The following is a 25,619-nucleotide window of genomic DNA, read 5'->3' on the forward strand; positions in this document are numbered from 1 at the left end:
GTGTTGCGTTTTTTATTTTCTTTTTCTTCGGACCAGGATCACAATTCCCAGTAAGAGTAACAGAGCAGGTAATATCCAGATGAAGAAAAACGATTGCGTTTTCGCCGCCTTACCTGAGATGGTAAAGAGTTGATCAGCAGGATCAGGCATCGGCGTATAAACAGGGAACCTGTTAGTATCCAACCAGCTAAAGAAAGAAATATTGATGGGCTTAACTCCGCCCCTTAACCTGCTCAGGCAGTCCGCATCTCCGGCAATGATGATACGTTGCTGCTTATTGGCCAGATCCCTGGTGAGCCGGGCCATCACGGTAAAAGGCGTTTTTTTCACATCGCCTTCTGCAGGGTTGAATCCCGGAGCTGTTGAATCCACCACCAGCCGGCCTGCTTTATTGAAAGTGCCCTCCCTGGTAAGCAACAGTGGTCTGTAGGTGTACGAGGTTTCACTGGTAGCCTGCACGGCTGCAGCGCCATGCATCACTTCCCGCACGGTGTCTTTGTATTTCGGATTATTCAACCGCGCCCTTAGTTTTGGCATACCCTGGGCATCTGACATGAAATACAGGTCTGATGTAAAATACGTGGGCAGTACGTTCGGTACTTCATGTTTAGACACATACACAAGGCTGCCGTTATCCAAAGCTGTGCCGAGGTGGGATAATAGCGGATTGAGCATTTCCTGCTTACCGGGTTCGCCGAGGATGAACGCATTGCCTCCCTGATCCAGGTATTTTTTTATTCTTTCTTCTTTCAACGGGCTCATCCGGGTTTTAGGATCGGCCAGTATCAGGCAGGAAATTCCTGCAGGTATATCACGGAAGTCCGGAGAGATGGTGTCTGCATCGAAACCAACGTTTATGAGCGATGTTCTGGTTATTTTACTGAATGCGTGTGAATAGTATTCCCGCTCCCCCATCTTGAAAATATCCCTTTCCAGATTACCAGTTGTATACAAAACTTTTGGCATCTCTTCAACCTGTAATCTTTTGAATGCGGCTGAAACCTGAATTTCATGAGGCCAGAAATCAGTATCGGGGAAAGTCCGCAACCAGGTGGTTCTGCCTTTGTATTTCAGCTCCATCACGGCCCGCATGTCTTCCGGCTGCAGGTCAGCCATCTTTCTGATCTCTTCCGGCGTTTTGAACCTGGAGAGATCAGCTTCTTTTCCTTCAGCCTCGATCGCAGCAATTTCTTTCAGCGTTTTTTTCGGATATCTCCGGAATAAACTACTGTCTCCATCCACCACATCATAATAATAAACATATCTGAATTTGATATCAGGCTTGAAGCGCAGGTATCTTTCCCAGAGTGTCCACATATAATCGTTGCGTGCTGCGGGTGAAGTTTTGCCGTAACTGTTATCGAGCAGATTGCTGTACAATGTTACTTCCAGTGGCTCTCCTTTTTCAAAATCATTGAGTACTTTTTGTGTATTCGGATGGATCGTGAGCAAATTATCACGTGTGGTATCCCAATAACCGATCATACCGGGTCTTGAACTGATATATCCAACGAATAAAACCACGGCTATTGTCAAAACATAACGCAGGGCTTTTCGATACCAGGGTAGAAACTCACGGGTTCCTTTCAGTTTGAGTACCGTAAATGTCAGGAACATTCCGGTGATGAGCAGGTAATAGATCACATCGGCCGTAGTGATCAATCCAACAATCATTTTGGAGGCCCTGTTACCCATCGCCAGAAACCAGGTAAGATCACGCACCAGGTCGTATTGTTGCCAAAGTCCGCCGATCCTGTTCAGGATAAAGATCACCAGAAAGGTAGCGATCGCACTCACGATCTGGTAGGTAGACAAACTGCTCATGAAAATACCGATGGCGCCGAAGGCACAGGTGATCAGGAAAAATCCCAAAGTAGCCGACAATACCATGCCTGTATCTACATTTTGGATATTGAGCATACCGGTGATCATGAAAATGCCTATCACTGCAATCAGCATGAGGTTGTAGATCAGCAGCGCCAGGTATTTTCCGAACACGATATTTTTTGTTTTCACCGGCGATGAATACAATAATTTGATGGTGCCATTGTTCATCTCTCTGCTGATGATGCCCATCGTGAGCAGAGGAAGAAAGAGATAAAGGTTATTGATGGCGCTGGAATAGATCCCTTCGCCGTTGAGAAAAACGAGTTGGGTAAGCGAACGGTTGAAGCCTTCGAAATCCGGACTGTTCTCCAGCATCAGCGATTGCCATTTGGTGAACTCCTGTACAACACGACAATAGAAATACGCGCATTGCACCAGGAAGGCCACGAATAAAAACCAGGCCACAGGGGAATAGAACAGATTACGGAGCTCTGTCCGGGCGATCTTGAAGATCAGTTTCATATATCAGTCTTTTAGTGGGATTGTGTAGATAACTGCTTGAACACATCTTCAAGCAATCCTTTTTCAAGGTTGATCTCGCGCAGTCGCCATCCATGTTCCATGCTGGCAGCGATGATCCTTTCGGTGATCTCCTGATCACCATCGAAATAGAGACGTACTTTCTTTTCGGTCAGAAACTCGGCCCTGGTAGCACCTTTGATGGCTTGCAATACATCGGGTGTTGGTGGGTTTTCCATACTCATCAATACACTACTGGCCTGCATGTAATTGTTGAAAGCATCCATCGTATCTGAGAAGATGATCCTCCCTCCTTCGATCATTACCACTTCGCGACAAAGCAGGTGGATCTCACTCATCACATGGGAAGAAAGCAATACGGTGCTATCCTGCCCGATCTCCCTGATCAGTTTTCTCACTTCAATGAGCTGGTTGGGATCGAGCCCATTAGTGGGCTCATCCATCACTACCAGACTGGGTTTGTGAATGATGGCCTGCGCAATGCCCACGCGCTGCCGGTAACCACCGGAAAGATTTTTGATAAGCCTTCCACTGAAATGTGATATCTGACATTTCTCTTTGGCTTCTTCCACTGCCGCTTTGATTTTGGAATTATCCATCAGGCGAAGTTCAGCAGCATAGCTGAGGTATTCATCCACTGTGAGATCGGTGTACACAGGAGGATTCTGGGGAAGAAAGCCAATTTTTTTCCTGGCTTCTTCTGGTTTGAGGCGGGTGTCGAGCCCATCGATGAATACATGACCTTCGGACTGGTTCAATACGCCACACACGATATTCATGGTGGTGGATTTGCCGGCTCCATTGGAGCCGAGCAATCCGATCACACCTGTCTGGTTTAACTCAAGGTTGATATCCCTGATAGCCCAGGAGGCGCTGTACCTGTGTGATAAGTTTTCAATTTTTAAGATACTCATGTTAAGCTTTTTTTCTGTGCTCATCCATTAATTCAAACACGTGCATAATTGATCTTTATAATTTTGGGCGCAAGCACACCAGTAGCACCATTTACTCCCACCAATGCCAATGCGAAGTTTTTATAAACCCAGGCATTGGCAATCAGCTTGCCGTCATTGGCAATACCGGTTGTAGTATAGGTAGCCAGCACCACACCGGTATTGGCATTGCGGAATTCAAAAACATAATCGGCTACCGTACTCTTCACTTCATATTTTTTGAAACTGGTGACGCCTTTGAAAGGAAGGTTCATGGCTTCAGAACCCTCTTCCTTTGTGGTGAGATTGATGCTTACAGGAATATCACCGTTCATCAGGTTCACAAAGCGAATGCCCATAGCGCTATCGCCTCTGGGAAGTGGCAGTGGCTCATCTTTCACCAACACATAATCAGGAGCGTCAGGTGTTCCTGTCAGGAACAGGCTATGCATCGATCCTGCCGGCAGGTCGAGCTCCAGTTTAAAAAGTGGCTCAGCCTTGGGCATGGTGTCAGGCAACTGATACAAATGCAGCGGCACCTTACCTGCCACCGGCGCCTGGATATTAGCCATAGGATGAAAATTGGCATAGGTAAGATTGTTCAGCAAATAATAAAATGCAGGTGCTGTGTCAGAAAAAGATGTTCTCAGGTTATTGGCTCCAGCCACGCCATGGAATAACACAAGCGATGTTGAACCAGGCCGCACGGGCTCTTGTTTGGAGCAGGCGATGAACAACATCGACAATAAGATCCCAGATATGATTTGTTTCATTTTGATTCGATTGATAAAGTGAAAGAATGATCTGCTTACCTGATATAGCCGTTATTCTGCAGGATATTCCTGTTGGCTTCGATCTCCGGAACGGGGATCGGATACAGGAGCTGATAATCTCCTTCCCAGGGCTGTTTGGCAGGCATACTGCTTAAAAGAGCGCTGGCCTTTCCTGTTCGTTTGAGATCGAACCAGCGGTTTCCCCCTTCAGCAAATAATTCGATCTGACGTTCATGGGCAACCGCTTCTTTCACAGCCTCTATATCCAGGCCCATTGAAAGGCCGTCCAGTCCCGTTCTCAGGCGAACAGCATTCAGGTCTTCAATGGCTTTGGTATGACCACCATCGGCTCCATTGGCCCTGGCTTCGGCCCTGATCAGGTACATTTCTGCCAATCTCAGCACCATCGTATACTCAGGTGAAGGCGCATTCAACACGGCATTGTACCTGCCTGTTTTGTACTTGGTAGGATACCATACTTTAAGGGTAGTTCCGGTATTCGACTGCATGGTACTGTCTGTCCATATTTCCCAGCGTTGGTCACCTGCTTCAAAAGCACTGATCAACTGATCGGTCAGCCATAGTTGAGCACCGTCTTTATAGCGGTCATTGGGAATAAAAAAGAATCCCTGCGGCGTGGCATTGCGGAAATCGGTTCCCTGGTTGGTCTGCTTCAGTTGAAAAATGGCTTCCTTACTGGGGGCCAGAAATACATCCGACAGGGGCACCATTTGAAATGTTCCTGGCTGGGCGATCAATTCCGATGCTTTGGCAGCAGCCTGCGGATAGTTCCCCATATACAGGTGCACTTTCGCGAGCATGGCTTTGGCCACCCATGAATTGGCACGTATCCTTTCCATTTTACCAGCTTCATAATGAGCGGGCAGGTCGCGTTCTGCATCCTGCAGGTCGGAGAGTATCTGTGCATATACTGTCTGCACCGATGACCTGGCAATGCTCTTTGTTTGGTTGAAATCAGTAGTAAGGGCTATTGGCAGTTCACCGAAATAATTTACCAGATTGAAATAACAAAATGCACGCAGGAATTTCGCTTCGGCTGTATACTGCACTTTCACACTGTCGCGCATGGAAGAATTCTTTGCGTCGGCAATTCCTTCAATCACAGCGTTGGCGTTGTAAATGGTATGGTAGGCCGAGTTCCAGATTCGGGTAACAAAATCATAATTCGTCAACGTGACCTTACTGATGGCCAATGCATAGGCTGGTTTGTTCGCTGAACTGACATTGAATTCGTCTGACGATAAACCACTTGTGTAGACAGACAAGCCCGCAGCAAAGCTGTTGAGAAAAGGATCTGGTCTGGTACCATAACCATTGATCAGCTCGTAGTACACGCCAGCGAGAGCAGTCTCTGCCTGCGTCTCATTCTTGTACATTTTTTTTGCCGTGATGGAGTCGATCGGTTCATCTACCTCCACCAGTTTATTACAGGAAATGGCCGACACAGCCAATAACATATATATTGAAGACCGGAGTATAAGATTTGATTGTTTTCGCATATCCGTTCGGTTTATAAAGTGATACTTAAGTTGCCAACAATGATCGTTGGCATGGGCATGAATGAGCCAGACCTGCTGGATGGGTCCATCTTATGCCTGGTGATCGTAAAAATGTTGGAAGCTCTCACAGAAAAGTTACATGCCTGCAAACCGGCCTTCTTCGTTAATTTTTCCGGCATGGCATAGCTGAACTGTACAGCAGTCATACGCAGGTAGGATGTGTTTACAAATTCTGTTCCGCGGGCATCCGTGATCATACTGAATTTCGCATACTTCACCACGTCGCCGGGTTTGCGCCAATGATTGGCCAGCATATCCTCTGGCAGAATAAGATTGGCCATTCCTCCGGGATTGACTCCCACATAAGCGGGGGGGCCGATTTGATTCGAGTAGGCAAAGTTCAACGAAAGGCTGTATCGTTTCCAGGAGAGATCGGTACCGAAGCCTCCAAAAAATTTCGGATTGAGGTCGTATGCAAGCGACCTGTCATCATTCCCTGTTCCCGGAAATACATTGTAATTCTCTACGATCTGTCCGTCTTTATTATGATCTTCAAAACTATACTCTCCGGTGAGTGGGTTAACGCCGGTGACTTTTTTGATGTATACCATGTTCAACGATTCTCCGATCTTCAGCCTGGAGGCAAAGGGAGAGTTTTCCAGTCCGGGATAAGCGATCAGGGTATTGGTATTCCTGCTGATATTTCCGAATACTGTAAGCCGCAGGTCTTTTTTACGGATAATATCTGCTCTCACGGCAGCTTCGATACCCTGATTCCGCACAGTAGCTTCCCAATTGGCTCTCACTCTTGAAAATCCTGTGTACAGAGGAGTGGGTAATTGTGTGAGCTGGTTGCTGGAACGTTTGTCGTATGCGCTGAGATCGAGCGTGATCCTGTCATCCATAAAACCCAGGCTAAGCCCGGCTTCCAGCGAACGCAACGCTTCCCATCTGTATTGCTGATTCACGGGGATGATAGACACATAAGCCTGCACATCGCTGTAGGTGAACATCCGGCGGGTAGCACCTGCCGACGAAGTTGAATACCTGGGCAGGTATTCATAATCGCCTACATTGTCGCTACCAGTAATCCCATAACTGGACCTGAGTTTGATGAAGCTGAACCAGGATGGTAAAAGTTTTTGCAACCATTCTTCTTCTGTGGCAATCCATGAGGCACCTATCGACCCGAAATTGCCGAACCGGCTCCCTGGCGCAAAGCGGGAAGAACCGTCACGTCTTGCCTGCAGATTCAGGATATATTTCTGGTCCCAGTTGTAATTGATACGGGTGAATAAAGCTGCATATTTATAGTCGAATGCAGTATTGGATATTTCAGTAAAATTTGCCTGTGACACACTTTGCATCTGGTCGTCATTGGGAAAGTCCGCAGCCTGGACTGTGTTTGTTGTAGTGCTGGTAGTTTGCATGGTGGCTGCCAGCAAAACCGAAAGCCGGCCTTTGGCAATGGAGCGGGTGTAATTGAGTTGCGGCTCAAACGCCAGGTTATTATTTTTTGTACCACTGAACATGGCACTGCCTTTAAAGAAAATTCTTGCCCGGGGATCTTCAGCAGCGTATGGCTCCAAAATATCGTTGGTGTTCTGCATGTTCTGGTAGCTGAGACTTCCAGTCAATGTCAGTCCTTTGAACAAAGTATAATTGAGCGATAGATTGCTGTTGAGCACATTCGTTTTCTGCGTATTGATCTTAAGCAGTTGACTGAAAGGAAAATTATTGATATCCGGATTGGGATTGTAGGCCAGGTAGTTGAATTTGCCTGTTTCATCGAAAATCGGTGGTGCATTGGGAGGATTCACGAATCCGGCAGCAATATTATTGGTAGCCTCCACTTTCGATGCTGTGTAAGCAGTGGTGATACTGATACTAAGTTTCTGATTGATGCTGGTATGCCGCAGATTCAAATGAAATGTTGCCCGTTTATTACCACCTGACCTATTGAGTTCATCCTGTTGGGTGTAACCTGCGCCCAATCTGAAACTGGTGCGCTGATCGCCACCATTGAGAGACATAGACAGGTCGGTATTCTTACCCGGACGAAGCAGTTCTTTGATCCAGTTGGTAGAGCGGGTAGTGTCCCAAAACTTAAGATCCGGTGCATTATCCACGGTAGGAGTAATACCATCGTTCCTGAATGCTTCATACCGCATGTCGAGATATTCGCGCAGACTCATCATTTTCGGCATACGTGACACCATCGTTATCCCCTGTTGTAAATCCACGCTCAGCGACGTTCTTCCGGCCTGCGCTTTTTTTGTGGTGATGAGGATAACACCATTGGCCGCACGCGAGCCATAAATGGCCGTGGCATCGGCATCTTTCAGCACCTCTATGCTTTCGACGTCTCTCGGATTGATATTGAAGAACGGACTCTGTCCCCCGGTAAAATTCTTAATCCCGCTCTGCACATAACCATAAGAAACGCCGGTAGTATTGTTCAGTATGATGCCAGATTCCAATACCGTCTGCGGAATGCCATCGATCACATATAAAGGTTCGCTGATCATATTCGCATTAATAGAATTTCTTCCCCTGATCTGGAGCTTGACGGGAGAGCTGGCATTAGGTTCCATATAAGAAAATTCAAGACCAGTTACTTTTCCCTGCAGGGCTGCCATGGGATTCATAACGGGTTGACGCCGGATTTCCTCGCCACTTACCCTGGTGATATTTCCGGTAGCCAGTCTTTTGCTGGTGATGCCGTAAGCCTGCACCACGGCCTGATCCAGTTCATTGGTGGCTACTTTCATGGATTCAAGAATGCTGGTAGCATTTTTGGAGATCTTCACCACCTTTTTTTCATAACCAATACTGGTAAGTGTGATAGTGAAATCACCCTCCATACCTTTCAGGATAAAGCCTCCCTTTTCATCGGTCTGCGTGGCTTTGTTGGTGCCATTCACGGTAATGGTTACACCGCGGATAGGCGTACTGGTCTTTTCATCGAACACAAATCCTGTTATGTCCCTGCCTGCCGGCGCGAACAACTGAATGGGTGGTGGTAATATTTTTTTAGGCGAAAGCACAATGGTAGTGCCTTCTATGAGGAACTCGAAGGGTTGGTCTTTCAACACGGCGTCGAGAAATTCAGCCAGCGGCATTTTGGTAGCGGAGATGCTTACCGGTTTTGCATCATCGAGTGTGTTCCTGTTGGCGAACACCACATAGCCGGTTTGTTTTTCGATGGCAGTGAATACCTGCTTCAACGGAACATCCTTTCCGGAAAAAGTAACTGACTGTGAAAGACCGGTGGCAGCGGCACAAGTCAGCATGGTGGTGAGTAGTACGATTGTCAGCTTCATCGCAAGTAGCAGTTTGGTCAGGGGCCGGTAACCTTCATGAACGCTAAAAGGCAGCGCCACACCGGATTCCGGCCGGAATGCAGTTTTTAACATAAATTGCGTCAGTTTTACCGCCTGCTCATAATCAGGCGGGAGTTGTGAAAAAATGAACAAGGATTCTTCTGATCAACTCAAAAACACAGCCGGAGGTGTTGCAACCACTTCCGGCTTTTTTAAGCCGATCACCAGGAAAGGTTGATAATGACAGGTAAGGTTAATGATCGCAGATAAGGTTGGTCAATTACCCTGGAGCACTGTCAGCTTCCTTCCATCCAGTCGGAACTGCACTCCGGTCTTTTCAAGAATTTTCAATAGTCCTGCAAGATTGGTCTCCCGGCTGATCTTGCCCGAGAACCAGATATTGGGGATCCCATTTTCATATGCTACATCGATATCGTACCAACGCTCGAGTTGCAACATGGCATCAGCGAGACTGACATTTTCAAAATTGAAGAGGCCATTCTTCCAGGCCATCACTTTGCCCAGGTCTGCATCCTGCACGATGATCCTTTTGCTGCCATCGTTTTTCAGGGATGCCTGCTGACCAGGTAACAACATGGCCGTTTGTGCAGGCTCTTCATTCGTTCTCACCCTTACCACACCTTCTGTTAATGTGGTATTGATAGCTTTTTCGTTCGTATATGCATTCACGTTAAACTGCGTACCCAGCACTTCCACATCCATTTGTTTGTTCACGTTCACCACAAACGGGACCTTGATGGCAGGCCTTTCATTGAAAGCTGGCAGTTTGAGGCTCTTCACATGGAAAAATGCCTCGCCTGTTACCTCTACCCTTCTTTCTGTTGAATTGAACTCCACCGGAAAACGAATGGAGCTTGCTGCATTCAACCAGACTTCGGTGCCATCAGGAAGCGTGATCATGAACTGGCGCCCACGCGGAGTAGTCATGGTATTGTACTGTATTTCTTTATTGGCAGATTCCAGTTGGGTGTATTGGAGTTTTCCATTTTTCAGCGTCACCTGTGCGCCATCTTCCATGGCAACAATGCCATTACCAAGACTGTCCAGCACCATTTGCCTGCCATCTGCAAGGGTAAGTACAGCGCCATCTTTACCCGGAGCGATTTCCTGTTGTGTTGTTGCAACAGGCGGTGGCGTGGATTTTTTATTGGTAAAAAGATAAAAGGTCCCAGCTGTCAGTAATACCAGTACTGCTGCGGCAGCCCATGTCCATTTACGCATGCGATAGATCCTGCCAGTTTGTATTTCTTCCTTTGCATTCGCCTCAGGTTGATCCAGGCTCAGAATGCGCGCCAGCACCGGCTTCCAGGGCTGCATATCGAAATCCCCGGAAGCTTTCATGGCAAGCATCTCTCCTTCCATCAGTTGCTGCAGCAACTGCCTGGTTTCCGGCAATTCCATTGTCTGCTCCCATTCAGCATTTTCTGCTTCTGAAAGTTCACCGGCCTTGAAGCCCTGCAACAATTGTTTTATCCTGTTTTCGTCCATACGGGTAATAATAGAAACGCGGGTAAATGGATAGTACCATCGGATCTTAAAAAATTCCAAGAAAAGTCCAGAACACAACGGCAGGGATAAGGATGCCGTTATTCTTCAGATGCTCGCGGATCAGTTCCAGACTGATGCCCAGCGTATTCTTGACGGTCTGCACAGACAAGCCCAACTCCTCTGCGATCTCGGAAACAGGTCTGCCCTGCAGACGGCTCATTTCATAGATCTTTCTTCTTTGAGGCGATAATTTATCGATGGCCTGTTGCACCAGTTCCCGGGTCTGATGGAATTGTGTATCTGTTTCGATACCTGATTGTGAGGGAGCAATTTCCTGCCATTTGTCCAGCGCTTTCTTTTCCGTTTGTTTGCGCCGGAGCATATTGAGACATTCATTGACGGCGATACGGGTGATCCATGTCCGTGGAAATTCAACATCGGTCAGTTTATCCCGTTGCAGCCAGATGCGGATGAAGGTATTCTGGATAGCGTCTTCAACAGCCTGCTCTGATTTCAGCATGTTCAAAAGGTAAGGTTGCAGCAGGGGGACGTATTGATTGAACAATTGCTCAAAAGCCTGTTCATCTCCCTGACTGATCAGCAGCAGCAGCTCTTTTTCATGATATGATGTGGGCAGCGACAATAGTACGGAAGCTAAGTTTAGGTCTTGCAAACTAGGGAAAAAACAAATGGCAGCGGAAATAATTGTCGCGATTTTACAATTTGGAGCGATGGGGAATCTTTAACTTGAAGCGTATATACTTTAAAATGGTAAGTTTAAAAACTTTCCGTCAGTTGGCGCTTGCATGTCCGGAGACAGTGGAGCTGCCTCATTTCGAAAAAACATCTTTCAGGGTGAACAAGAAAATATTTGCCACGCTCTCTGAAGAGAAGAACCTGGGCATGATCATACTGACGCCTGAAGAACAATATGTGTATTGCAAATTCGACCCCCTATCTTTTTCTCCTGTTCCGGGGAAATGGGGATTGAAAGGTTGCACGCATGTGAATTTGAAGAAGGTGAATAAAGATGTTTTGAAAGAAGCGATGGATGCGGCTTATGAAGGAAAGCTAAGCAAGAAAAGTAAATGATGAATCTTCGCCTGGAGGCGAAGAAGTAGAAGCGACTGGGCACTGCGAAATAAAAAAGAGGCACACTGTGAAAAGCATGCCTCTACTCTTTTTTGAAGATGAATTATTTGATACCGTATTTGTGTTTGTAGCGATCAGACAATTGTTTGTGCTTGTCTGTAAGTTCAATTTGTCTGCCCTGGATGAAAGCAAGACTGATCACGTTGCCGCTCATGTCCAGGATATCACCATCAGCCACAACTATATTCGCTTCTTTCCCTTTCTCGATTGATCCTGTTTTATCAGCAACTCCAAGAATAGTAGCAGCATTCAGTGTAATGGCAGACAAAGCCTGCTCCCTGGTTAGTCCGTAAGCCGCAGCAGTACCGGCATTGAAAGCCAGGTTGCGCTGACGTGTATTGCCATCATCATCATTAATGGAAAACAATACACCGGCTTTTTGCAAAATGGAAGGTGTTTTGAAAGGCTGGTCCACATCATCATCGGCCATCACCGGCAGATCATGCAACTGGTTCAGCACAACAGCAATATTGTTCTGCTTCAGGAGGTCAGCAATCTGCCAGCTATCGGCAGCGCCCACCAATACTACATTGAACCCGAACTCTTTTGCAAAATCGATCGCGATCAGCATTTCCTTCACAATATTGCAATGCACGAAAAGCTTTTTGGATTGATCGAACAATCCTTTAACCGATTCAAACTTCAGATTGGTGGCTTCATGTTTGCTTTCTGCATAATAAGCTTTTGCTTCGCGGAAGAATGCTTTCACTGATTCGATCTGCTCCAGTCCGCGTTTCACCGGATCACCGGCAGGTTGCTGTGCAAACTGGAATCCCCGGCCACCGCCCCTTCTGTTCAATAAGGAAGGCATCCTGAAATGGATACCATTGTCTGCAGACACAACAGCGTCTTCCCAGTTCCAGGCATCGAGCTGCACTACTGAGGAAGAACCGGAGATCAGTCCTCCCTGCGGAACGATATTGGCTAAAAGAATTCCATTGGTGCGCAAAGTGTTGGTCACTTTTGAATCTGTGTTATACGCTACAAGACTCCTGATATTGGGATTGAGTTCGCCCAGCTCATTAACATCTACAGTGGCGCGAACGCTGCCCACTTCCACCAGTCCGAGATTGGAAGAGCTCAGGATCAGTCCGGGATAGATATGCTTGCCTTTGCAATCATAGATCTTAACATCCGCGATGGCGGCATTGGGACGTACATCCACGATCTTTCCTCCGCTCACTACCACCATTCCGTTTTCGATCACCTGTCCGTTACCGATATGCACCGTGGCATTAGTAAGGGCGAAGGTAATGGTCTGTGCAGGCGCAGGATACACGGTCTCCTGTGCAGAGAGCGCTCCCATCGATAACACAGCACTTATGAATAAAAAGATTCGTTTCATTTGTTTCAGTTTTCTGTTTGATTACTCGTTGATATTGTCTACGTCGATGGCCAGGAGACCGTGGCTGTGGAAATGGTCCATACAGGTATGGATCAGCTCCATTCTCGGCCTTGCGCGCTGGAACTGAGCAGCGCCTGCAGGTCCGGCAGTTCTTTTGGCTGCAGCCAGCTTTGCGATCAGCCTTGTTTTTTCAGCCTGGATCTGCTTGCGCAATTGTGCATCGCGCTCGCGATCGAAATAAACAGTACCATCTACAATCGTTTTCTCTGCAACGGCATAAATGGTGAGAGGGTTATGGCTCCAGAGAACGAGGTCTGCATCTTTACCCACTTTGATGGAGCCCACTTTATCATCCACATGCAGCATCCTGGCAGGATTGATAGTTACCATATTCAGCGCATCGATCTCACTCATTCCTGCATACTTGATACTCTTGGCTGCTTCCTGGTTGAGGCGGCGCGCCATTTCGGCATCGTCTGAGTTGATGGCAACATTCAGTCCCACCTTGCTCATGATGCTTGCATTCTGAGGGATGGCATCCACTACTTCCATTTTATACTGCCACCAGTCGGAGAAAGTACTGGCATTGGCGCCATGTGCTTTCATCTTGTCAGCCACTTTATAACCTTCAAGAATATGCGTAAAAGTATTTACCGGGAAACCGAATTTCTCCGCTACGCGCATGGTAGCGGTGATCTCGCTTTGCACATAGGAATGACAGGTGATGAAACGTTTTTGTTCATGATCTCAACCAATGCGTCCAGCTCCAGGTCGCGGCGAACAGAAGTGGAAGATGCCACTGGTGTTGCTGTATTTTTTTTGCCTTTTGCAGGAGCAGCAGCTGGTGCAGCGGCTTTCAGTGCAGCCTGGTAATCAGATGCACGCTGGAATGCATCGGTGAGCACCTGCTCAACGCCCATACGAGAATCGGGGAATCGTACATTCTGTTGAGAAGAGGAACGTTTTACATTCTCACCGAGGGCAAACTTGATGAAAGGATCAGCCCCCTGGAACTTCAGTCCTTCTGCATCCGCACCCCAGCGCAGTTTGATCAATTGTGTTTGTCCACCAATGGTATTGGCCGAACCGTGAAGGATATGCGAAGTGGTAACACCGCCGCTAAGCTGGCGATAGATATTGATATCCTCGGGATTGATATTATCACCGATGCGCACTTCGGAAGTAACGCTTTGCCCGCCTTCATTGATGCTCATCGCAGCAATATGTGAGTGTTCATCGATGATACCGGCTGTGAGATGCTTGCCTGTTCCATCTATCACGCGCGCGCCAGCATCGGAAAGATTTTTTCCGATGGCTGCGATCTTTCCATTTTTCACCAGCACATCAGTGCCTTCCAGTTTTCCATCTTTTTCAGAAGTCCATACCGTGGCATTCCTGATCAGGATGGTTTCCTGTGCGGGCATGGTCTCAAATCCATAACCTATAAAAGGATAGGTGACTTTCCCGAGATCCGGTGCAGGCTTTGGTTTGGCAGTATCAGGTTTGGCAGTGGCCTCTTTTGAGAAACTGGCCGTCCAGGTGAATGCATTGCCTGCACCATCCCTGCCGGAGCCGTTCCACACATTTCTATGAGCAACACCACTCATAATGGTTTCAACGGCGCGTGGTCCGCGGCCTTCAGTGAAACTGAGTTTCACCAGTTTACCATCATAAGAATATTTTCCTGTGAGTGTATCATTAGCGATGAAAGCAGCTGTGCCGCCATCTTTCAGCTCGAGTGTAAAACTCTTTGCATTGCTGGCAGTGAACTGATAAGTTCCTTTCACATCAAACCAGTTCTCATCTTTCACATTATACCTCGCGCCCTGCACCCAGTTTTGCAGGATCACCGTTTTGGCATCGAAAACATTTCCGGAAGTGATGATGAAGTTGGCGAGTTTGCCGACATCGAGGCTTCCTACTTTTTCGTATACACCCAACAGTGAGGCCGGAGTTTTTGTGAGCGCTTCCAGCGCCCTGGTTTCGCTGAGACCATATTCGATGGCTTTGCGAAGGTTGGCGGTGAAATCTGAAATATTGGAGAGGTCGGAAGTGGTGAAAGCGAAAGTCACGCCTGCTTTTTCCAGCGCTGCCGGATTGGTGGGCGCCAGTTCCCAGTGCTTGAGATCATCCAGCCCCGTGAAGCGGAGCTCATTGGGATCATCCGCGTCCATGGGCGCCGGGAAGTTCAGGGGAAGGATGAAGGCTGCTTTGGTGGCGGCGATCTCGCTTACGCGCTGGTATTCGTTGTTACCGCCCTTGATGATGTATTGAACGCCGAACTCTTTTGCGATGCGGTCTGCACGGAGATCGGCCCATTTATCGCCGGCTTCGAAGATCTGTGGCAGTGATTGTGTTTCGTTGAATGATTTGAGTGAGATATTCACACCTTCTTTCACGGGAGCAGTCTTGTACCACTGTGCATCCAGGTAGGTCTGGCGCAGCAGCGCGATGGTGCCCATCAGACTGCCGGGATAGCTTTGTGTGCTGGATCCTTTGCTGAAAGAATAATGGGCAGATGCTTTTTCCTTCACCATTACCAGGTTCTCTTTCTCATTGGCCAGTGTTACCACAGTGCCGGTACCGCGGGCGATACCATCTTTGGAATGCGTGAGCACGGTGCCGAAACCGAGATCACGGAGTGGCTTGGCTTTTGCATCATCTGCATTGAAGAGTTTGTCGCCCTCCACATCCGCGCGGATGGCCTGGTTCCAGCCGAATGCTCCTTTCTGGTTGCTGGTGAGCTGTTGCGGGCCAAAGAAATTGAAACCGCCTGCAGGACGTTGCGGGATGGCAATGCCATAATCACTGTAGATATCGATGAAAGAGGGATAAATGAATTTCCCTTTACAATCGATCACTGTTGCATCGGAGGGAATACTCACATTGGCCCCGGCCGCTACGATCTTTCCCTCCCGTATCAACAGCGTGGCATTGGGGATGGTGGTTTGTGCGTCGCGAACGAGTGTTGCATTGGTGAAGGCATAATGACTGGTCCTCGGATCAGCCACGCCGTTTACAGGCCAGGTGGTTTGTGCAGTGAGACTGACATGGAATAAACATATCAGCCACACCAGGAATAAAGGTTTCCCTGGTGGGTAGAACCCGGATTTTCTCATGACGTTAATTTTAGATATGAAAGATGAAGAACCAAATTACTCAAATGAAGTAATTTAGTCGGGTAAAAATTTGCTTAACCGGTCAATAGAATACATGAACATAGCTCCGTATATCGATCACACAATGCTGAAGCCTGTTATGACGTTGGAAGATGCGCGCAACTTGTGCGCAGAAGCCACTCAATATGGCTTTGCGGCTGTTTGCCTTCCACCGCCATTGGTGCGGAATGCAAAAGCTTTCCTGGATGGCAGTTCCGTAAAAACCGCTACAGTGATCGGTTTCCCTTTCGGTTACTCCGCAGCGAAAGCTAAGGTGTTTGAAGTGCAGCAGGCCATTGAAGACGGTGCCGATGAACTGGACATGGTGATCAACCTTGTTGCACTCAAGAACAAAGCCTGGAGCTACCTGGAAGGAGAAGTGAAACATATTATAGAAGCCGTTCATAAGAATGACCGCATTCTGAAAGTGATCATCGAGTCCGGTGTACTCACCGATGCAGAGATCATCGAGTGTTGCAAATTATATGGCGGCATGGGCGTGGATTTTTTAAAGACTTCCACCGGTTATGCAGAAAAAGGCGCCACACTGGAAGCCGTGCAACTGATGAGGTCTCACCTGCCGTCATCCATAAAGATCAAGGCTTCCGGCGGTATCCGCACGGCACAGTTCGCCCGGCAATTGATCGGAGCCGGGGCAGACAGGCTGGGATGCAGCGCCAGCGTGGCAATTGTTAAAGAAGAACAGGGCACTGAAGGCTATTAAAACATTGTTGTACTTTAGCGGCACAAATCGTCTCCTATATGAAACTGATTGGCGGCATACTGATACTGTTCATTTCATTGAACGCCACTGCACAGACCGATACCGGTACTGTGGTAGTGCATAAAGATCCGCGTATCGAATTACTGGTGAAGAAACAGATCGAGATCAATGAATTCACCACGCGCAATGCACGCAGGTCCGCGCCGGGATTCCGTATCCAGGTAGTGAGTACCAACGATCGTAACAAGGCTTTCACCGCCAAGTCCACCATCTACCAGCAATTCCCGGAACTGAAAGCATACCTGTTGTATCAAAGTCCTTTCTATAAACTCAAAGTAGGTAATTTCCTCAAGCGCGAAGACGCTGAAGAATACCTCACTGCCATCAAACAATACTTCCCTACCGGTGTATATATTGTGCGCGATGTAATTGAAGTAAACCCCGAGAAGAATACGGAACTGGAATAAATCACCGGTTTCTTTATATTTTTGACCCATGAGTACGCTGAAAGAAAAGATCCATAGCCTGGCAAAAGCCTTTGCACCTGATTTCATTTCCATAAGGCATCACCTGCATGCACATCCTGAGCTCAGCTACCAGGAGTTTGAAACTTCAGCTTTCATCCAGCAAAAATTACGTGATTTCGGTATCCCATTCTCAGTAATGGCAGAGACCGGGGTGGTTGGTGTAATAGAAGGAAAGAATCCCGGAAAGAAAGTGATCGCGCTCCGCGCAGATATCGATGCACTTCCTATCCAGGAAGAAAATGATATTCCCTACAAATCAACACGTCCGGGCGTTATGCATGCCTGCGGCCATGATGTACATACCACCTGCCTGCTTGGTGCAGCAAAGATCCTGAATGAACTGAAGAATGAATGGGAAGGCACGGTGAAACTCATCTTCCAACCCGGCGAAGAACGCAACCCCGGTGGTGCCAGCCTTCTCATCAAAGAGGGTGTGCTCACCAAAGCGCCCGTTCCGCAAGCGATATACGGACTGCATGTGCATCCGCAACTCGCCATCGGGCAACTCAGTTTCCGCGGTGGACAGGTAATGGCCAGCGCCGATGAGATCTATATCACTATTAAAGGTAAAGGCGGTCATGCTGCTGCCCCGCACCTCACTGCCGATACTATCCTTATTGCCTCACAGCTCATCGTGAGCCTGCAACAGATCATCAGCCGGAACAGGAATCCGCTGAACCCTTCTGTACTCAGCATCTGCTCCATCCAGGGTGGACATACCACCAATGTGATCCCGAGCGAAGTAAAACTGATGGGCACTTTCCGCGCACTGGACGAAGAGTGGCGCTTCAAAGCACATGAGCTGATCAGGCAGCAGGCTACCGGTCTCGTACATGCGATGGGCGGAGAGATCGATCTGCATATCGATGTAGGCTATCCTTCTGTATACAATAACGAAGCGCTCAATGCAGTAGCCCGCAACCTGGCGGAAGATTATGTTGGCAAAGAAAGAGTGGAAACCACTGAAGTGAGAATGGGAGCCGAAGATTTCGGTTATTACACGCAGCATATCCCCGGCTGCTTCTACCGTCTGGGTGTGATGAACGTGGAAAAGGGCATCACTTCCGGAGTGCATACCCCTACTTTCAATATCGATGAGAGCGCTATCGAAACCGGTATGGGAATGATGGCCTGGCTCGGAAGCCAGACCACCGGTTCGTTCTAAATTATCCGCGTTCCTTTCTTCTTGCAATATTCCAGAAGCCGAGCAACAATGCCGTTGCCGCACCTGCCAGCGAATTCCATTCGTGCGTGGCCAGGCCTTTTACCTGTCCTGCCTTGAAATAAGTCAGCGCCGGGTAGGCATAAGGGTAATACACCACTTTATCCCATTGCAAAATGATGAAGGCAACAATGGTAAGCCCGATGCCCAGCCCCATGCTGGTGATAAAATTCCTGAAACGAAGACTGAACCAGTATTGAATGGCTGTGATACAGAGTGATGCGATGTACATTCTCGCTGTTAATCGCAGCATCATTTCCAGCGGCGGCGCTTTTTGGAAAAAAGCATAATTGGAATGGAAAATATTCGCGATATAGCCTGTGGCCAGAATTGCCAGGTTGTAGAGCAGCAATGAAGCAAGCAGCAACAACTGGATCACCACGAATTTTGAAAAGAAAATATCTGCATGGCTGCGCGGCTGCATGTACACCATCTTCCAGGTATTGTTCCGGTACTCCGTCTGCACAACAAGGCTCGCGAGAATGGTCACATACATCGGGAAGAAGGCAGCGCCAAACTGCCAGACATTTTTCATATGGAATTCCCAGGGAATACTGGCCAGCTCATTAAATGCTCCGGGCTTAAGGATATAAGCGATCATGAAGAGCACCGGCATGGCAACGCCGGCAATGAATGCTACCCTGTAAGCGAGCGTACGCCTGCTTTTCAGGAACTCTGCTTTTGTATTGATCAGAAAACTGGCCATAACTATTGATTGGTGATTTGAACGAAAAGGTTTTCAAGATCGTGCTGCGCCACAGATACCTGGTACACATCAATGCCCTGCTGCACCAGCGCTTTATTGAGTTGTGCAGTACGCTCCCTGCTTTCGAAGCTCACGGAGAACTGCGTGCCGTTCACCTGCTGTACGGGGAATTCAGACAAGAGGGCGGCAGCTTTCTTTGCATCGCTCACTTCCACAGTGATCAGGGCTTTGTTGGCCTGCAGGCGTTGCAGTTCCTGCATCGATCCCTGGAATAACAATGCACCCTTGTGAATGATGCCGATATGCGTGGCCATCTTTTCCATCTCAGTCAACAGATGGCTACTCACAAGAATGGTCTTGCCCTGTTCCTTGTTCAATGATTTAATGAGTTCCCGGGTTTCGATGATGCCGCTGGGATCGAGGCCATTGGTGGGCTCGTCCAGCACCAGCAGTTCGGGATCGTTCAACAGGGCAACGGCAATGGCTAATCGCTGTTTCATACCGAGCGAGTAAGCGCCGGCTTTTTTGCCTGCGGCATCGGTGAGGCCTACGATGCGCAGGACCTCACCGATGCGGTTTCGCGGGCTGCCGGAACTGAGGCGGAACAGTTCCAGGTTCTCCTTTCCGGTAAGATGAAGGTAGATGGAGGGCGATTCTATCAACGCTCCGATCCGCTTCATGACAGGGATCCGATGGGTGGCTATACTTTCCCCGAAGATCTTTATGTTGCCTTTTTGATTTTTCAGTAAGCCCAGGATCAGCCTGAGCGAGGTGGTCTTTCCCGCTCCGTTCGGGCCGAGAAAGCCGTAGATACTGCCTTCAGGCACCTGCAGGTTCAACTGGCGGAGGATGGGTTGTCCGGACCGGAACGTGTAGTCCAGTCGCTGGGTTTCAACAAGAATGTTTTGCATGCTATTTCTTTTGGATGACGCTTTTTAGTTGCTGACCGCTGAGATGGATGGAAGTGCTGGAATCCGCATTCAGCAGCAGGTTGCCGATATTACTGTTGCTTATATCCAGGCTTGACCTGTTCTTCAGGCTCAGGTCCATTTCTCCTGCCTGGAAGTGGGAGCCGAATCCAATCAGAGACCTGTCACCAGTGATGGTAAGCTTACGGAAACGAACACCCGAACTATCTTTAATATCATCGTTAATGGAACTATTGATGAGTTGCAGGCTGATTCCTTCCGGCTCAGCTTTCTTACTATCTGCGCTAAGCGTTACCCCGCAATTTTCGATCAACGCGGTGTAGGCTGCGGGCAGGTAGAGCCAGACCGAATTCTGCCTGCGCTGATATTCCTGCTCATTATTCCGTGGATCGTTTCCGTTGAACCGGACACTATCAGCGTAGATCAGTACAGCATCTCCCTGGATGCTGAATTTCACGGGCTGATAATTTTCGTTTGTTGTGATTTCTGCATAGAGTGAATCCGATGGAATGACATACAGGTTTCGCAGATCCCTGAGGGTAATATTCTTTATTCCAGGAAAAGTTTGGGTGATCATGCCAGACTTTACATCCAGCCTGGTGAAATTCCCTGACTTGTATTTAATAATGATCGTGGCCACCACCAGCGCAGGAATGAGAATGAGGAGGCCGAAGATCAGCGCGATTATTTTATTACTCGTTTTCATGCGAAGTGTTGTTTCTTGTAATGATCAAAACGGGGTTTCAGTTCTTCCGTATTCATACCCAGGAGGTACATATTGCGGAATACCTGCGGCAGTTCTTTTTCCAGGAAAGCATCTTTCCGGTAATGGAGCGCCTGTTGCAATGCTTCCGGCGCAACAAAATAGCCGATGCCCCGCTGGTTCTGAATGATCTCCTGCTGCTGCAGGAAATCGTAGCTGCGCATGACAGTATTGGGATTCACTTCCAGTTGCACGGCCAGTTCGCGCACGGATGGCACCCGCTCGCCGGGTTTCCATTCCTTCAGCAGGATACGTTCGCAAACGTAGTCCGCAATCTGGAGGTATATAGCTTGTGATTCTCGGAATTGCATGATGAATGTTTTAAATCCTCAGATCTCTTTTTCTTTGAGCCTGTGAAAAGATGCCAGCCATAACAATGGCGGAAACCCATATTGCAGCAGGTATTTGCCGGTGTAGATCAGCCAGGCAGGCAAAGTGATCAATGCTTCACCGGAAGCATCAACAACTTTGTAAGCCAACAGTCCCTCATCTGCAAAATCACCTTTCGGTACCAGGTTGGTGGCTGTAAGGAAAATGCTGAGCCAATAAAGCAACCCAACTACCAGCAAAAGGATGAAAGTTTTGATGAAACTGAATTTGCTGAAGAAGATGGAACCCGCCATGAAAACGGATTGTACAGCAAAGTAAGCCAGGAGAACATAATAAAGGAAAGTGATCGGCACAGGCTCTCCCATGAACTCCTCCGAGCTGAATACATTGGCCAGCTTCACCCAATTGTACTCTCTGCCTCCTGAGGCAGCAACGAAATTACTTTTGGCAATGGGGTTGAAGATCTGCAAAGTGATGATGTCTACCACATAAAACACCAGGGTGTAACTGATGAAGAACAATACCACCGAATAAAGAATGGCCACCAGCAGCTTTTCCAGGTGCGATGCCGGCACACTCAGATAATTAATACCCCTGCCCTTGGAACCCAGTGAGCTGAAAATGGTACTGGCATATAAACAGCCGCTGGCAAACAATACAAAGTAATAAGTGCCGGTCTGAATCTGAGTGGGAACAGCGGATTCTCTTCTTTCCATCAGGAATAAAAAGATAAACCATAAAAGCACCAGGCCGCCAATAGCACTCAGGCTTAGAATATACCGTTGCCGGTTCTCCACCCAGTGCCTGCCCACCAGCAACCTGAATCTTGAAAAATCGAATACCTGATTCATGAATAATTTTTTCTTGGTTGAACAATGTTGATCAGGCGGCGAATGCCTGCTGTACCTGCTCACGGTTAAGGATAATCGCTTTATACAATAATTCCAGATCCAGCCTGCTCTCTTCTTCCCCGTCATTTTTCAGGATCACGGAATGCCCGCGCAAAGCGGATTCAGCATAGATAGCGCGTTTCACTTCTTCAGGATCGAAGCTCACGGAGAACTGGAGCTTACGGCTGATGTCCTCAATGGTCTGATCAAACAGGATACGGCCTTCGTCGATGATGGTGATGCGGTCTATCAGGCTTTCCAGGTCTTTCACCTGGTGTGTGCTGATCACCATGCATTTGTTCTCATCCAGCGCGCCGGCCATCACTCTGCGGAACTGGCTCTTGCTCATGATGTCCAAACCATTGGTGGGTTCGTCCATCAACAGAACAGAGGCATTGGAAGCAAGACCGAAACTGATCAGCACTTTCTTCTTCTGTCCATAACTCATATTGTGCAGGCTGCTGTCTGTTGGTATTTCGAACTCCTGCACATATTTATTGAACTGCTCCACACTGAAGCGGGGATAAAATGGAGCATGGTATTTCAATAAATGCTTCAGCGGAACATCACTGAGATAGAATTCTTCGGGAACCATGAATACTTCCTGTAAGAACGCCGGGATCCTTTTGCCGGGATCGAAACCAAGTACATCTATCGAGCCCTGGTCAGGAAATAGTAACCCTGCAATATTGCGAAGCAAAGTGCTTTTGCCTGTTCCGTTCTTACCCAGCAATCCGTAAATATGGCCGGACTGCAATTGAAGGTCGAGTCCGGAAAACACTTTCCGTTTCCGGTAGGAGAAATGCAGATTTTGGACCTTGATCATTGCTTGTGTTTTAGTGTACTACTTCAATAGTACACCCAAACATAAAATAGTTTTTTGGTTCCTGCAATTTTTTTTTCGAAGATTTTATTGGCGGTTCAACACGGGTTTATTTTTTACGCAGAAAAAGCGGGATGAACGGAATGACGTACATTGCAAACCTGTTTTTGGCAGGGTGCACTGGTTGAGGAAATCTCTTATTAAACCGCATTGTCATGTACTAAACTCGCCAGCGTTCCGTTAACTGCCTGATTAAAAGAACTTTATGAAAAAAGAACTCATCAGGGAGCAAGCCCTGGAATACCATTCCAAAGGAAGACCGGGCAAAATAGAAGTTGTACCAACCAAAGAAGCAAAAACCCAGCGCGACCTTTCGCTGGCATATTCACCAGGCGTAGCAGAGCCCTGCAAAGAGATCGCCGCCAATCCCGAAAAAGTTTATCAGTATACCGCCAAAGGCAATCTCGTTGCTGTGATCAGCAATGGAACAGCCGTTCTTGGTTTGGGCGATATCGGTCCCGAAGCCGGCAAGCCCGTGATGGAAGGAAAGGGTGTACTCTTCAAAATATTTGCAGACATCGATGTATTCGATATCGAGATCAATGAGAAAGACCCCGAGAAGTTTGTACAGATCGTAAAAGCACTGGAACCTACTTTCGGAGGCATCAACCTGGAAGACATCAAAGCGCCCGAGTGCTTTTACATAGAGCAGAAACTGCGCGAAGAGATGAAGATCCCCGTGATGCACGATGATCAGCATGGCACAGCCATCATCTCCGCTGCTGCACTGCTGAATGCGCTTGAAATACAGAAAAAGAAAATAGAAAAAGCTTCTTTCGTGGTGAATGGCGCCGGAGCCGCAGCCATGGCCTGCGCCAAACTCTACGTGAGCCTGGGCGCACGTCCTGAGAACTTCCTCATGTTCGACCGTAAAGGCGTGCTGCATAAAGACCGTGCTGATCTGGATGGCGACAAGAAACAATTTGCCACTACTGATAAGGCAGGGATCACACTTACAGATGCAATGAAAGATGCCGATGTGTTCATCGGCCTGAGCGTAGGTAATGTGGTAAATGAAGAGATGGTGAAGAGCATGGCGAAGAACCCTATCGTATTTGCGATGGCCAACCCTGATCCGGAGATCGCTTATGATGTGGCTACTGCTGCGCGCAAAGACATCATCATGGCCACCGGCCGCAGTGATTTTCCCAACCAGGTGAACAATGTACTCGGCTTCCCCTTCATCTTCCGCGGAGCGCTGGACGTACGCGCCACGCAGATCAACGAAGCCATGAAACTGGCCGCAGTACGCGCTTTGGCAGAACTGGCAAGAACGCCGGTTCCTGATATCGTGAACACCGCCTACAACGAAAAGAACATCGTTTTCGGTCCTGAATACATCATTCCAAAACCTCTTGATCCCCGGCTCCTGGCCACCGTATCTCCGGCAGTAGCGAAAGCCGCCATCGAGAGCGGGGTGGCGCAGATCACCATTCCTAACTGGGATGATTATGCGATTGAACTCAACAAACGCCTCGGGCTAGACAACCAGGTGATGCGCGTACTCGGCAGCAAGGCCCGCAAGGACCCAAGACGTATCGTATTTGCTGAAGCTGACAATCTTAAGATCCTCAAGGCGGCTCAGATCGCCTATGATGAAGGTATCGCCTTCCCTATCCTGCTGGGTGATGAGAAAAAGATCAAGAGCATTGCGCTGAGCAACAAGATCGATATCGACGAACTACCGATCATAGATCCACGCAGTGATGACCAGGAAGAAAAAAGAAAAGAATACGGCGAGCTCTTCTTCAAAAAGCGCCAGCGCCGTGGTATCAATAAATATGAGTCTGCCAAAATGATGAAAGACCGTAACTATTACGGTTGCATGATGGTGGAAACCGGCGAAGCCGACGGTATGATCTCGGGACTTACCCGTAATTATCCTGATACCATTCGTCCTGCCCTGCAGGTGATCGGCACCGAAGAGAATGTAAAGAAGATCGCAGGCATGTACCTGCTGCTCACCAAGAAGGGACCATTGTTCATGGCGGACACCACCGTGAACTTCAATCCCACTGCAGAAGAGCTGGCAGAGATCACGCTGATGGCGGCCAAGGAAGTGCGCAACTTCAACCTCACTCCGCGCATCGCATTGCTCAGCTATTCCAACTTCGGCAGCAGCGACAGCCCTGAAGCCAGACTGATGAGCAAGGCCCGCGAGATCATCAAACAAAAAGATCCCACCCTGATGGTGGATGGTGAAATGCAAGCCAGTGTGGCATTCAACCAGGACATCCTTCGCGAGAACTATCCGTTCAGCGAGCTGATCGGACAGGAAGTGAATACCCTCATCTTCCCCAACCTGGCTGCCGGAAACGTGGCATATAATTTACTGAAGGAAGTAGGTGGCGCCGATGCTATCGGGCCAATCCTGCTTGGACTGAAGAAACCAGTGCATGTTCTGCAACTGGGCAGCAGCGTGAGAAGTATTTATAATATGGCGTTGGTGACAGTGATAGATGCACAGCTGAAATGCGGCAAGAACCCGGAAGACGCAGTGAGGAAATCTCCCTGGTGGAAGCGGAACAAAAAGTAAGCTTGGCAATAAATCACTAATTTTAGCCGG

General features: G+C 48.2%; 21 protein-coding genes. 5 read left to right on the top strand and 16 right to left on the bottom strand.

Translation table 11 applies throughout. From position 1 onward, the window contains the following. Window positions 1-12: 12 nt before the first annotated feature. The 7 genes from FSB84_RS01265 to FSB84_RS01295 form a co-directional block, all read right to left on the bottom strand. Window positions 13-2,349 (bottom strand): ABC transporter permease subunit, encoded by a 2,337-nt coding sequence (locus FSB84_RS01265; protein WP_130543378.1) that lies wholly within the window; start codon window positions 2,347-2,349, stop codon window positions 13-15. A gap of 11 nt (window positions 2,350-2,360) precedes the next feature. Then, the gene (locus tag FSB84_RS01270) at window positions 2,361-3,281 is read right to left on the bottom strand and encodes an ABC transporter ATP-binding protein (RefSeq protein WP_225979954.1); all 921 of its coding nucleotides are present in this window, start codon (window positions 3,279-3,281) and stop codon (window positions 2,361-2,363) included. A 32-nt stretch (window positions 3,282-3,313) separates the two neighbouring features. Then, on the bottom strand, window positions 3,314-4,072 hold the full coding sequence (locus FSB84_RS01275; protein ID WP_130543376.1) for a hypothetical protein: 759 nt from the start codon (window positions 4,070-4,072) through the stop codon (window positions 3,314-3,316). A gap of 35 nt (window positions 4,073-4,107) precedes the next feature. After that, the gene (locus FSB84_RS01280; RefSeq protein ID WP_130543375.1) at window positions 4,108-5,592 is read right to left on the bottom strand and encodes a RagB/SusD family nutrient uptake outer membrane protein; all 1,485 of its coding nucleotides are present in this window, start codon (window positions 5,590-5,592) and stop codon (window positions 4,108-4,110) included. 11 nt (window positions 5,593-5,603) lie between these two features. Further along, window positions 5,604-9,008: a SusC/RagA family TonB-linked outer membrane protein gene (locus FSB84_RS01285; protein WP_130543374.1), complete on the bottom strand. Its 3,405-nt coding sequence runs from the start codon at window positions 9,006-9,008 to the stop codon at window positions 5,604-5,606. Between the two features lie 183 nt (window positions 9,009-9,191). Beyond that, window positions 9,192-10,424: a FecR family protein gene (locus tag FSB84_RS01290; RefSeq protein ID WP_130543373.1), complete on the bottom strand. Its 1,233-nt coding sequence runs from the start codon at window positions 10,422-10,424 to the stop codon at window positions 9,192-9,194. 46 nt (window positions 10,425-10,470) lie between these two features. Beyond that, a complete protein-coding gene (locus FSB84_RS01295; RefSeq protein ID WP_158643739.1) occupies window positions 10,471-11,067 on the bottom strand; it encodes an RNA polymerase sigma factor in 597 nt (198 codons plus the stop codon). A 125-nt stretch (window positions 11,068-11,192) separates the two neighbouring features. Between FSB84_RS01295 and FSB84_RS01300 the strand changes: the two genes are divergently transcribed. After that, window positions 11,193-11,516 carry an MmcQ/YjbR family DNA-binding protein gene (locus tag FSB84_RS01300; RefSeq protein WP_130543371.1) on the top strand — a complete coding sequence of 108 codons (324 nt, stop codon included), beginning with the start codon at window positions 11,193-11,195 and terminating at the stop codon, window positions 11,514-11,516. Window positions 11,517-11,619: 103 nt separating this feature from the next. Here the strand turns inward: FSB84_RS01300 and FSB84_RS01305 are convergent, their stop codons facing one another. Genes FSB84_RS01305 through FSB84_RS01310 form a run of 3 tightly spaced genes read right to left on the bottom strand, consistent with a single transcriptional unit; the run spans window position 11,620 to window position 16,040 of the window. Further along, window positions 11,620-12,921, bottom strand: a complete 1,302-nt coding sequence (locus FSB84_RS01305) for an amidohydrolase family protein (RefSeq protein ID WP_130543370.1) — start codon at window positions 12,919-12,921, stop codon at window positions 11,620-11,622. 21 nt (window positions 12,922-12,942) lie between these two features. Continuing rightward, window positions 12,943-13,629 (bottom strand): amidohydrolase family protein, encoded by a 687-nt coding sequence (locus FSB84_RS30900; RefSeq protein ID WP_225979955.1) that lies wholly within the window; start codon window positions 13,627-13,629, stop codon window positions 12,943-12,945. Further along, on the bottom strand, window positions 13,596-16,040 hold the full coding sequence (locus tag FSB84_RS01310) for an amidohydrolase family protein (RefSeq protein ID WP_225979956.1): 2,445 nt from the start codon (window positions 16,038-16,040) through the stop codon (window positions 13,596-13,598). Before FSB84_RS01310 ends, FSB84_RS30900 begins: the two co-directional genes overlap by 34 nt. 94 nt (window positions 16,041-16,134) lie before the next feature. Between FSB84_RS01310 and deoC the strand changes: the two genes are divergently transcribed. From deoC to FSB84_RS01325, 3 genes are read left to right on the top strand one after another with little or no spacing between them, the layout of a single operon-like run. Further along, on the top strand, window positions 16,135-16,803 hold the full coding sequence (gene deoC / locus FSB84_RS01315; RefSeq protein ID WP_130543368.1) for a deoxyribose-phosphate aldolase: 669 nt from the start codon (window positions 16,135-16,137) through the stop codon (window positions 16,801-16,803). A 38-nt stretch (window positions 16,804-16,841) separates the two neighbouring features. Next, window positions 16,842-17,270 carry an SPOR domain-containing protein gene (locus FSB84_RS01320; protein WP_130543367.1) on the top strand — a complete coding sequence of 143 codons (429 nt, stop codon included), beginning with the start codon at window positions 16,842-16,844 and terminating at the stop codon, window positions 17,268-17,270. Window positions 17,271-17,298: 28 nt separating this feature from the next. Then, complete coding sequence (locus FSB84_RS01325) at window positions 17,299-18,495, top strand: M20 metallopeptidase family protein (protein ID WP_130543366.1); 1,197 nt, start codon at window positions 17,299-17,301, stop codon at window positions 18,493-18,495. Between the two features lies 1 nt (window position 18,496). Here FSB84_RS01325 and FSB84_RS01330 read toward each other — a convergent pair whose 3' ends face one another. The 6 genes from FSB84_RS01330 to FSB84_RS01355 are packed head-to-tail and all read right to left on the bottom strand — an operon-like array spanning window position 18,497 to window position 22,996. Next, complete coding sequence (locus tag FSB84_RS01330) at window positions 18,497-19,258, bottom strand: ABC transporter permease (RefSeq protein ID WP_130543365.1); 762 nt, start codon at window positions 19,256-19,258, stop codon at window positions 18,497-18,499. A 2-nt stretch (window positions 19,259-19,260) separates the two neighbouring features. Next, on the bottom strand, window positions 19,261-20,169 hold the full coding sequence (locus FSB84_RS01335) for an ABC transporter ATP-binding protein (RefSeq protein WP_130543364.1): 909 nt from the start codon (window positions 20,167-20,169) through the stop codon (window positions 19,261-19,263). Between the two features lies 1 nt (window position 20,170). Beyond that, entirely contained in the window at window positions 20,171-20,893 is a 723-nt protein-coding gene (locus tag FSB84_RS01340; protein WP_130543363.1) for a hypothetical protein, read from the bottom strand. After that, a complete protein-coding gene (locus FSB84_RS01345) occupies window positions 20,890-21,261 on the bottom strand; it encodes a GntR family transcriptional regulator (protein ID WP_130543362.1) in 372 nt (123 codons plus the stop codon). Before FSB84_RS01345 ends, FSB84_RS01340 begins: the two co-directional genes overlap by 4 nt. Window positions 21,262-21,279: 18 nt before the next feature. Continuing rightward, window positions 21,280-22,131 (bottom strand): hypothetical protein, encoded by an 852-nt coding sequence (locus FSB84_RS01350; protein ID WP_130543361.1) that lies wholly within the window; start codon window positions 22,129-22,131, stop codon window positions 21,280-21,282. A gap of 31 nt (window positions 22,132-22,162) precedes the next feature. Continuing rightward, window positions 22,163-22,996 carry an ABC transporter ATP-binding protein gene (locus tag FSB84_RS01355; RefSeq protein WP_130543360.1) on the bottom strand — a complete coding sequence of 278 codons (834 nt, stop codon included), beginning with the start codon at window positions 22,994-22,996 and terminating at the stop codon, window positions 22,163-22,165. Between the two features lie 262 nt (window positions 22,997-23,258). Here FSB84_RS01355 and FSB84_RS01360 point away from each other — a divergent pair, with 262 nt between their 5' ends. Next, window positions 23,259-25,589 (top strand): NADP-dependent malic enzyme, encoded by a 2,331-nt coding sequence (locus FSB84_RS01360; RefSeq protein WP_130543359.1) that lies wholly within the window; start codon window positions 23,259-23,261, stop codon window positions 25,587-25,589. Window positions 25,590-25,619 lie beyond the last annotated feature (30 nt).

Origin of the sequence: Pseudobacter ginsenosidimutans, from assembly GCF_007970185.1 — a bacterium.
GTDB classification, from domain to species: Bacteria; Bacteroidota; Bacteroidia; order Chitinophagales; family Chitinophagaceae; genus Pseudobacter; species Pseudobacter ginsenosidimutans.

What these genes read in the sequence shown, in the direction of transcription:
- FSB84_RS01355 (WP_130543360.1), bottom strand. Translation starts at nt 22,996, where the DNA reads ATGATCAAGGTCCAAAATCTGCATTTCTCCTACCGGAAACGGAAAGTG.
- FSB84_RS01305 (WP_130543370.1), bottom strand. Translation starts at nt 12,921, where the DNA reads ATGAAACGAATCTTTTTATTCATAAGTGCTGTGTTATCGATGGGAGCG.
- FSB84_RS01280 (WP_130543375.1), bottom strand. Translation starts at nt 5,592, where the DNA reads ATGCGAAAACAATCAAATCTTATACTCCGGTCTTCAATATATATGTTA.
- FSB84_RS01290 (WP_130543373.1), bottom strand. Translation starts at nt 10,424, where the DNA reads ATGGACGAAAACAGGATAAAACAATTGTTGCAGGGCTTCAAGGCCGGT.
- FSB84_RS01300 (WP_130543371.1), top strand. Translation starts at nt 11,193, where the DNA reads ATGGTAAGTTTAAAAACTTTCCGTCAGTTGGCGCTTGCATGTCCGGAG.
- FSB84_RS01310 (WP_225979956.1), bottom strand. Translation starts at nt 16,040, where the DNA reads ATGAGAAAATCCGGGTTCTACCCACCAGGGAAACCTTTATTCCTGGTG.
- FSB84_RS01345 (WP_130543362.1), bottom strand. Translation starts at nt 21,261, where the DNA reads ATGCAATTCCGAGAATCACAAGCTATATACCTCCAGATTGCGGACTAC.
- FSB84_RS01275 (WP_130543376.1), bottom strand. Translation starts at nt 4,072, where the DNA reads ATGAAACAAATCATATCTGGGATCTTATTGTCGATGTTGTTCATCGCC.
- FSB84_RS01285 (WP_130543374.1), bottom strand. Translation starts at nt 9,008, where the DNA reads ATGTTAAAAACTGCATTCCGGCCGGAATCCGGTGTGGCGCTGCCTTTT.
- FSB84_RS01340 (WP_130543363.1), bottom strand. Translation starts at nt 20,893, where the DNA reads ATGAAAACGAGTAATAAAATAATCGCGCTGATCTTCGGCCTCCTCATT.
- FSB84_RS01360 (WP_130543359.1), top strand. Translation starts at nt 23,259, where the DNA reads ATGAAAAAAGAACTCATCAGGGAGCAAGCCCTGGAATACCATTCCAAA.
- deoC (WP_130543368.1), top strand. Translation starts at nt 16,135, where the DNA reads ATGAACATAGCTCCGTATATCGATCACACAATGCTGAAGCCTGTTATG.
- FSB84_RS01270 (WP_225979954.1), bottom strand. Translation starts at nt 3,281, where the DNA reads ATGAGTATCTTAAAAATTGAAAACTTATCACACAGGTACAGCGCCTCC.
- FSB84_RS01330 (WP_130543365.1), bottom strand. Translation starts at nt 19,258, where the DNA reads ATGGCCAGTTTTCTGATCAATACAAAAGCAGAGTTCCTGAAAAGCAGG.
- FSB84_RS01350 (WP_130543361.1), bottom strand. Translation starts at nt 22,131, where the DNA reads ATGAATCAGGTATTCGATTTTTCAAGATTCAGGTTGCTGGTGGGCAGG.
- FSB84_RS01320 (WP_130543367.1), top strand. Translation starts at nt 16,842, where the DNA reads ATGAAACTGATTGGCGGCATACTGATACTGTTCATTTCATTGAACGCC.
- FSB84_RS01265 (WP_130543378.1), bottom strand. Translation starts at nt 2,349, where the DNA reads ATGAAACTGATCTTCAAGATCGCCCGGACAGAGCTCCGTAATCTGTTC.
- FSB84_RS01335 (WP_130543364.1), bottom strand. Translation starts at nt 20,169, where the DNA reads ATGCAAAACATTCTTGTTGAAACCCAGCGACTGGACTACACGTTCCGG.
- FSB84_RS01325 (WP_130543366.1), top strand. Translation starts at nt 17,299, where the DNA reads ATGAGTACGCTGAAAGAAAAGATCCATAGCCTGGCAAAAGCCTTTGCA.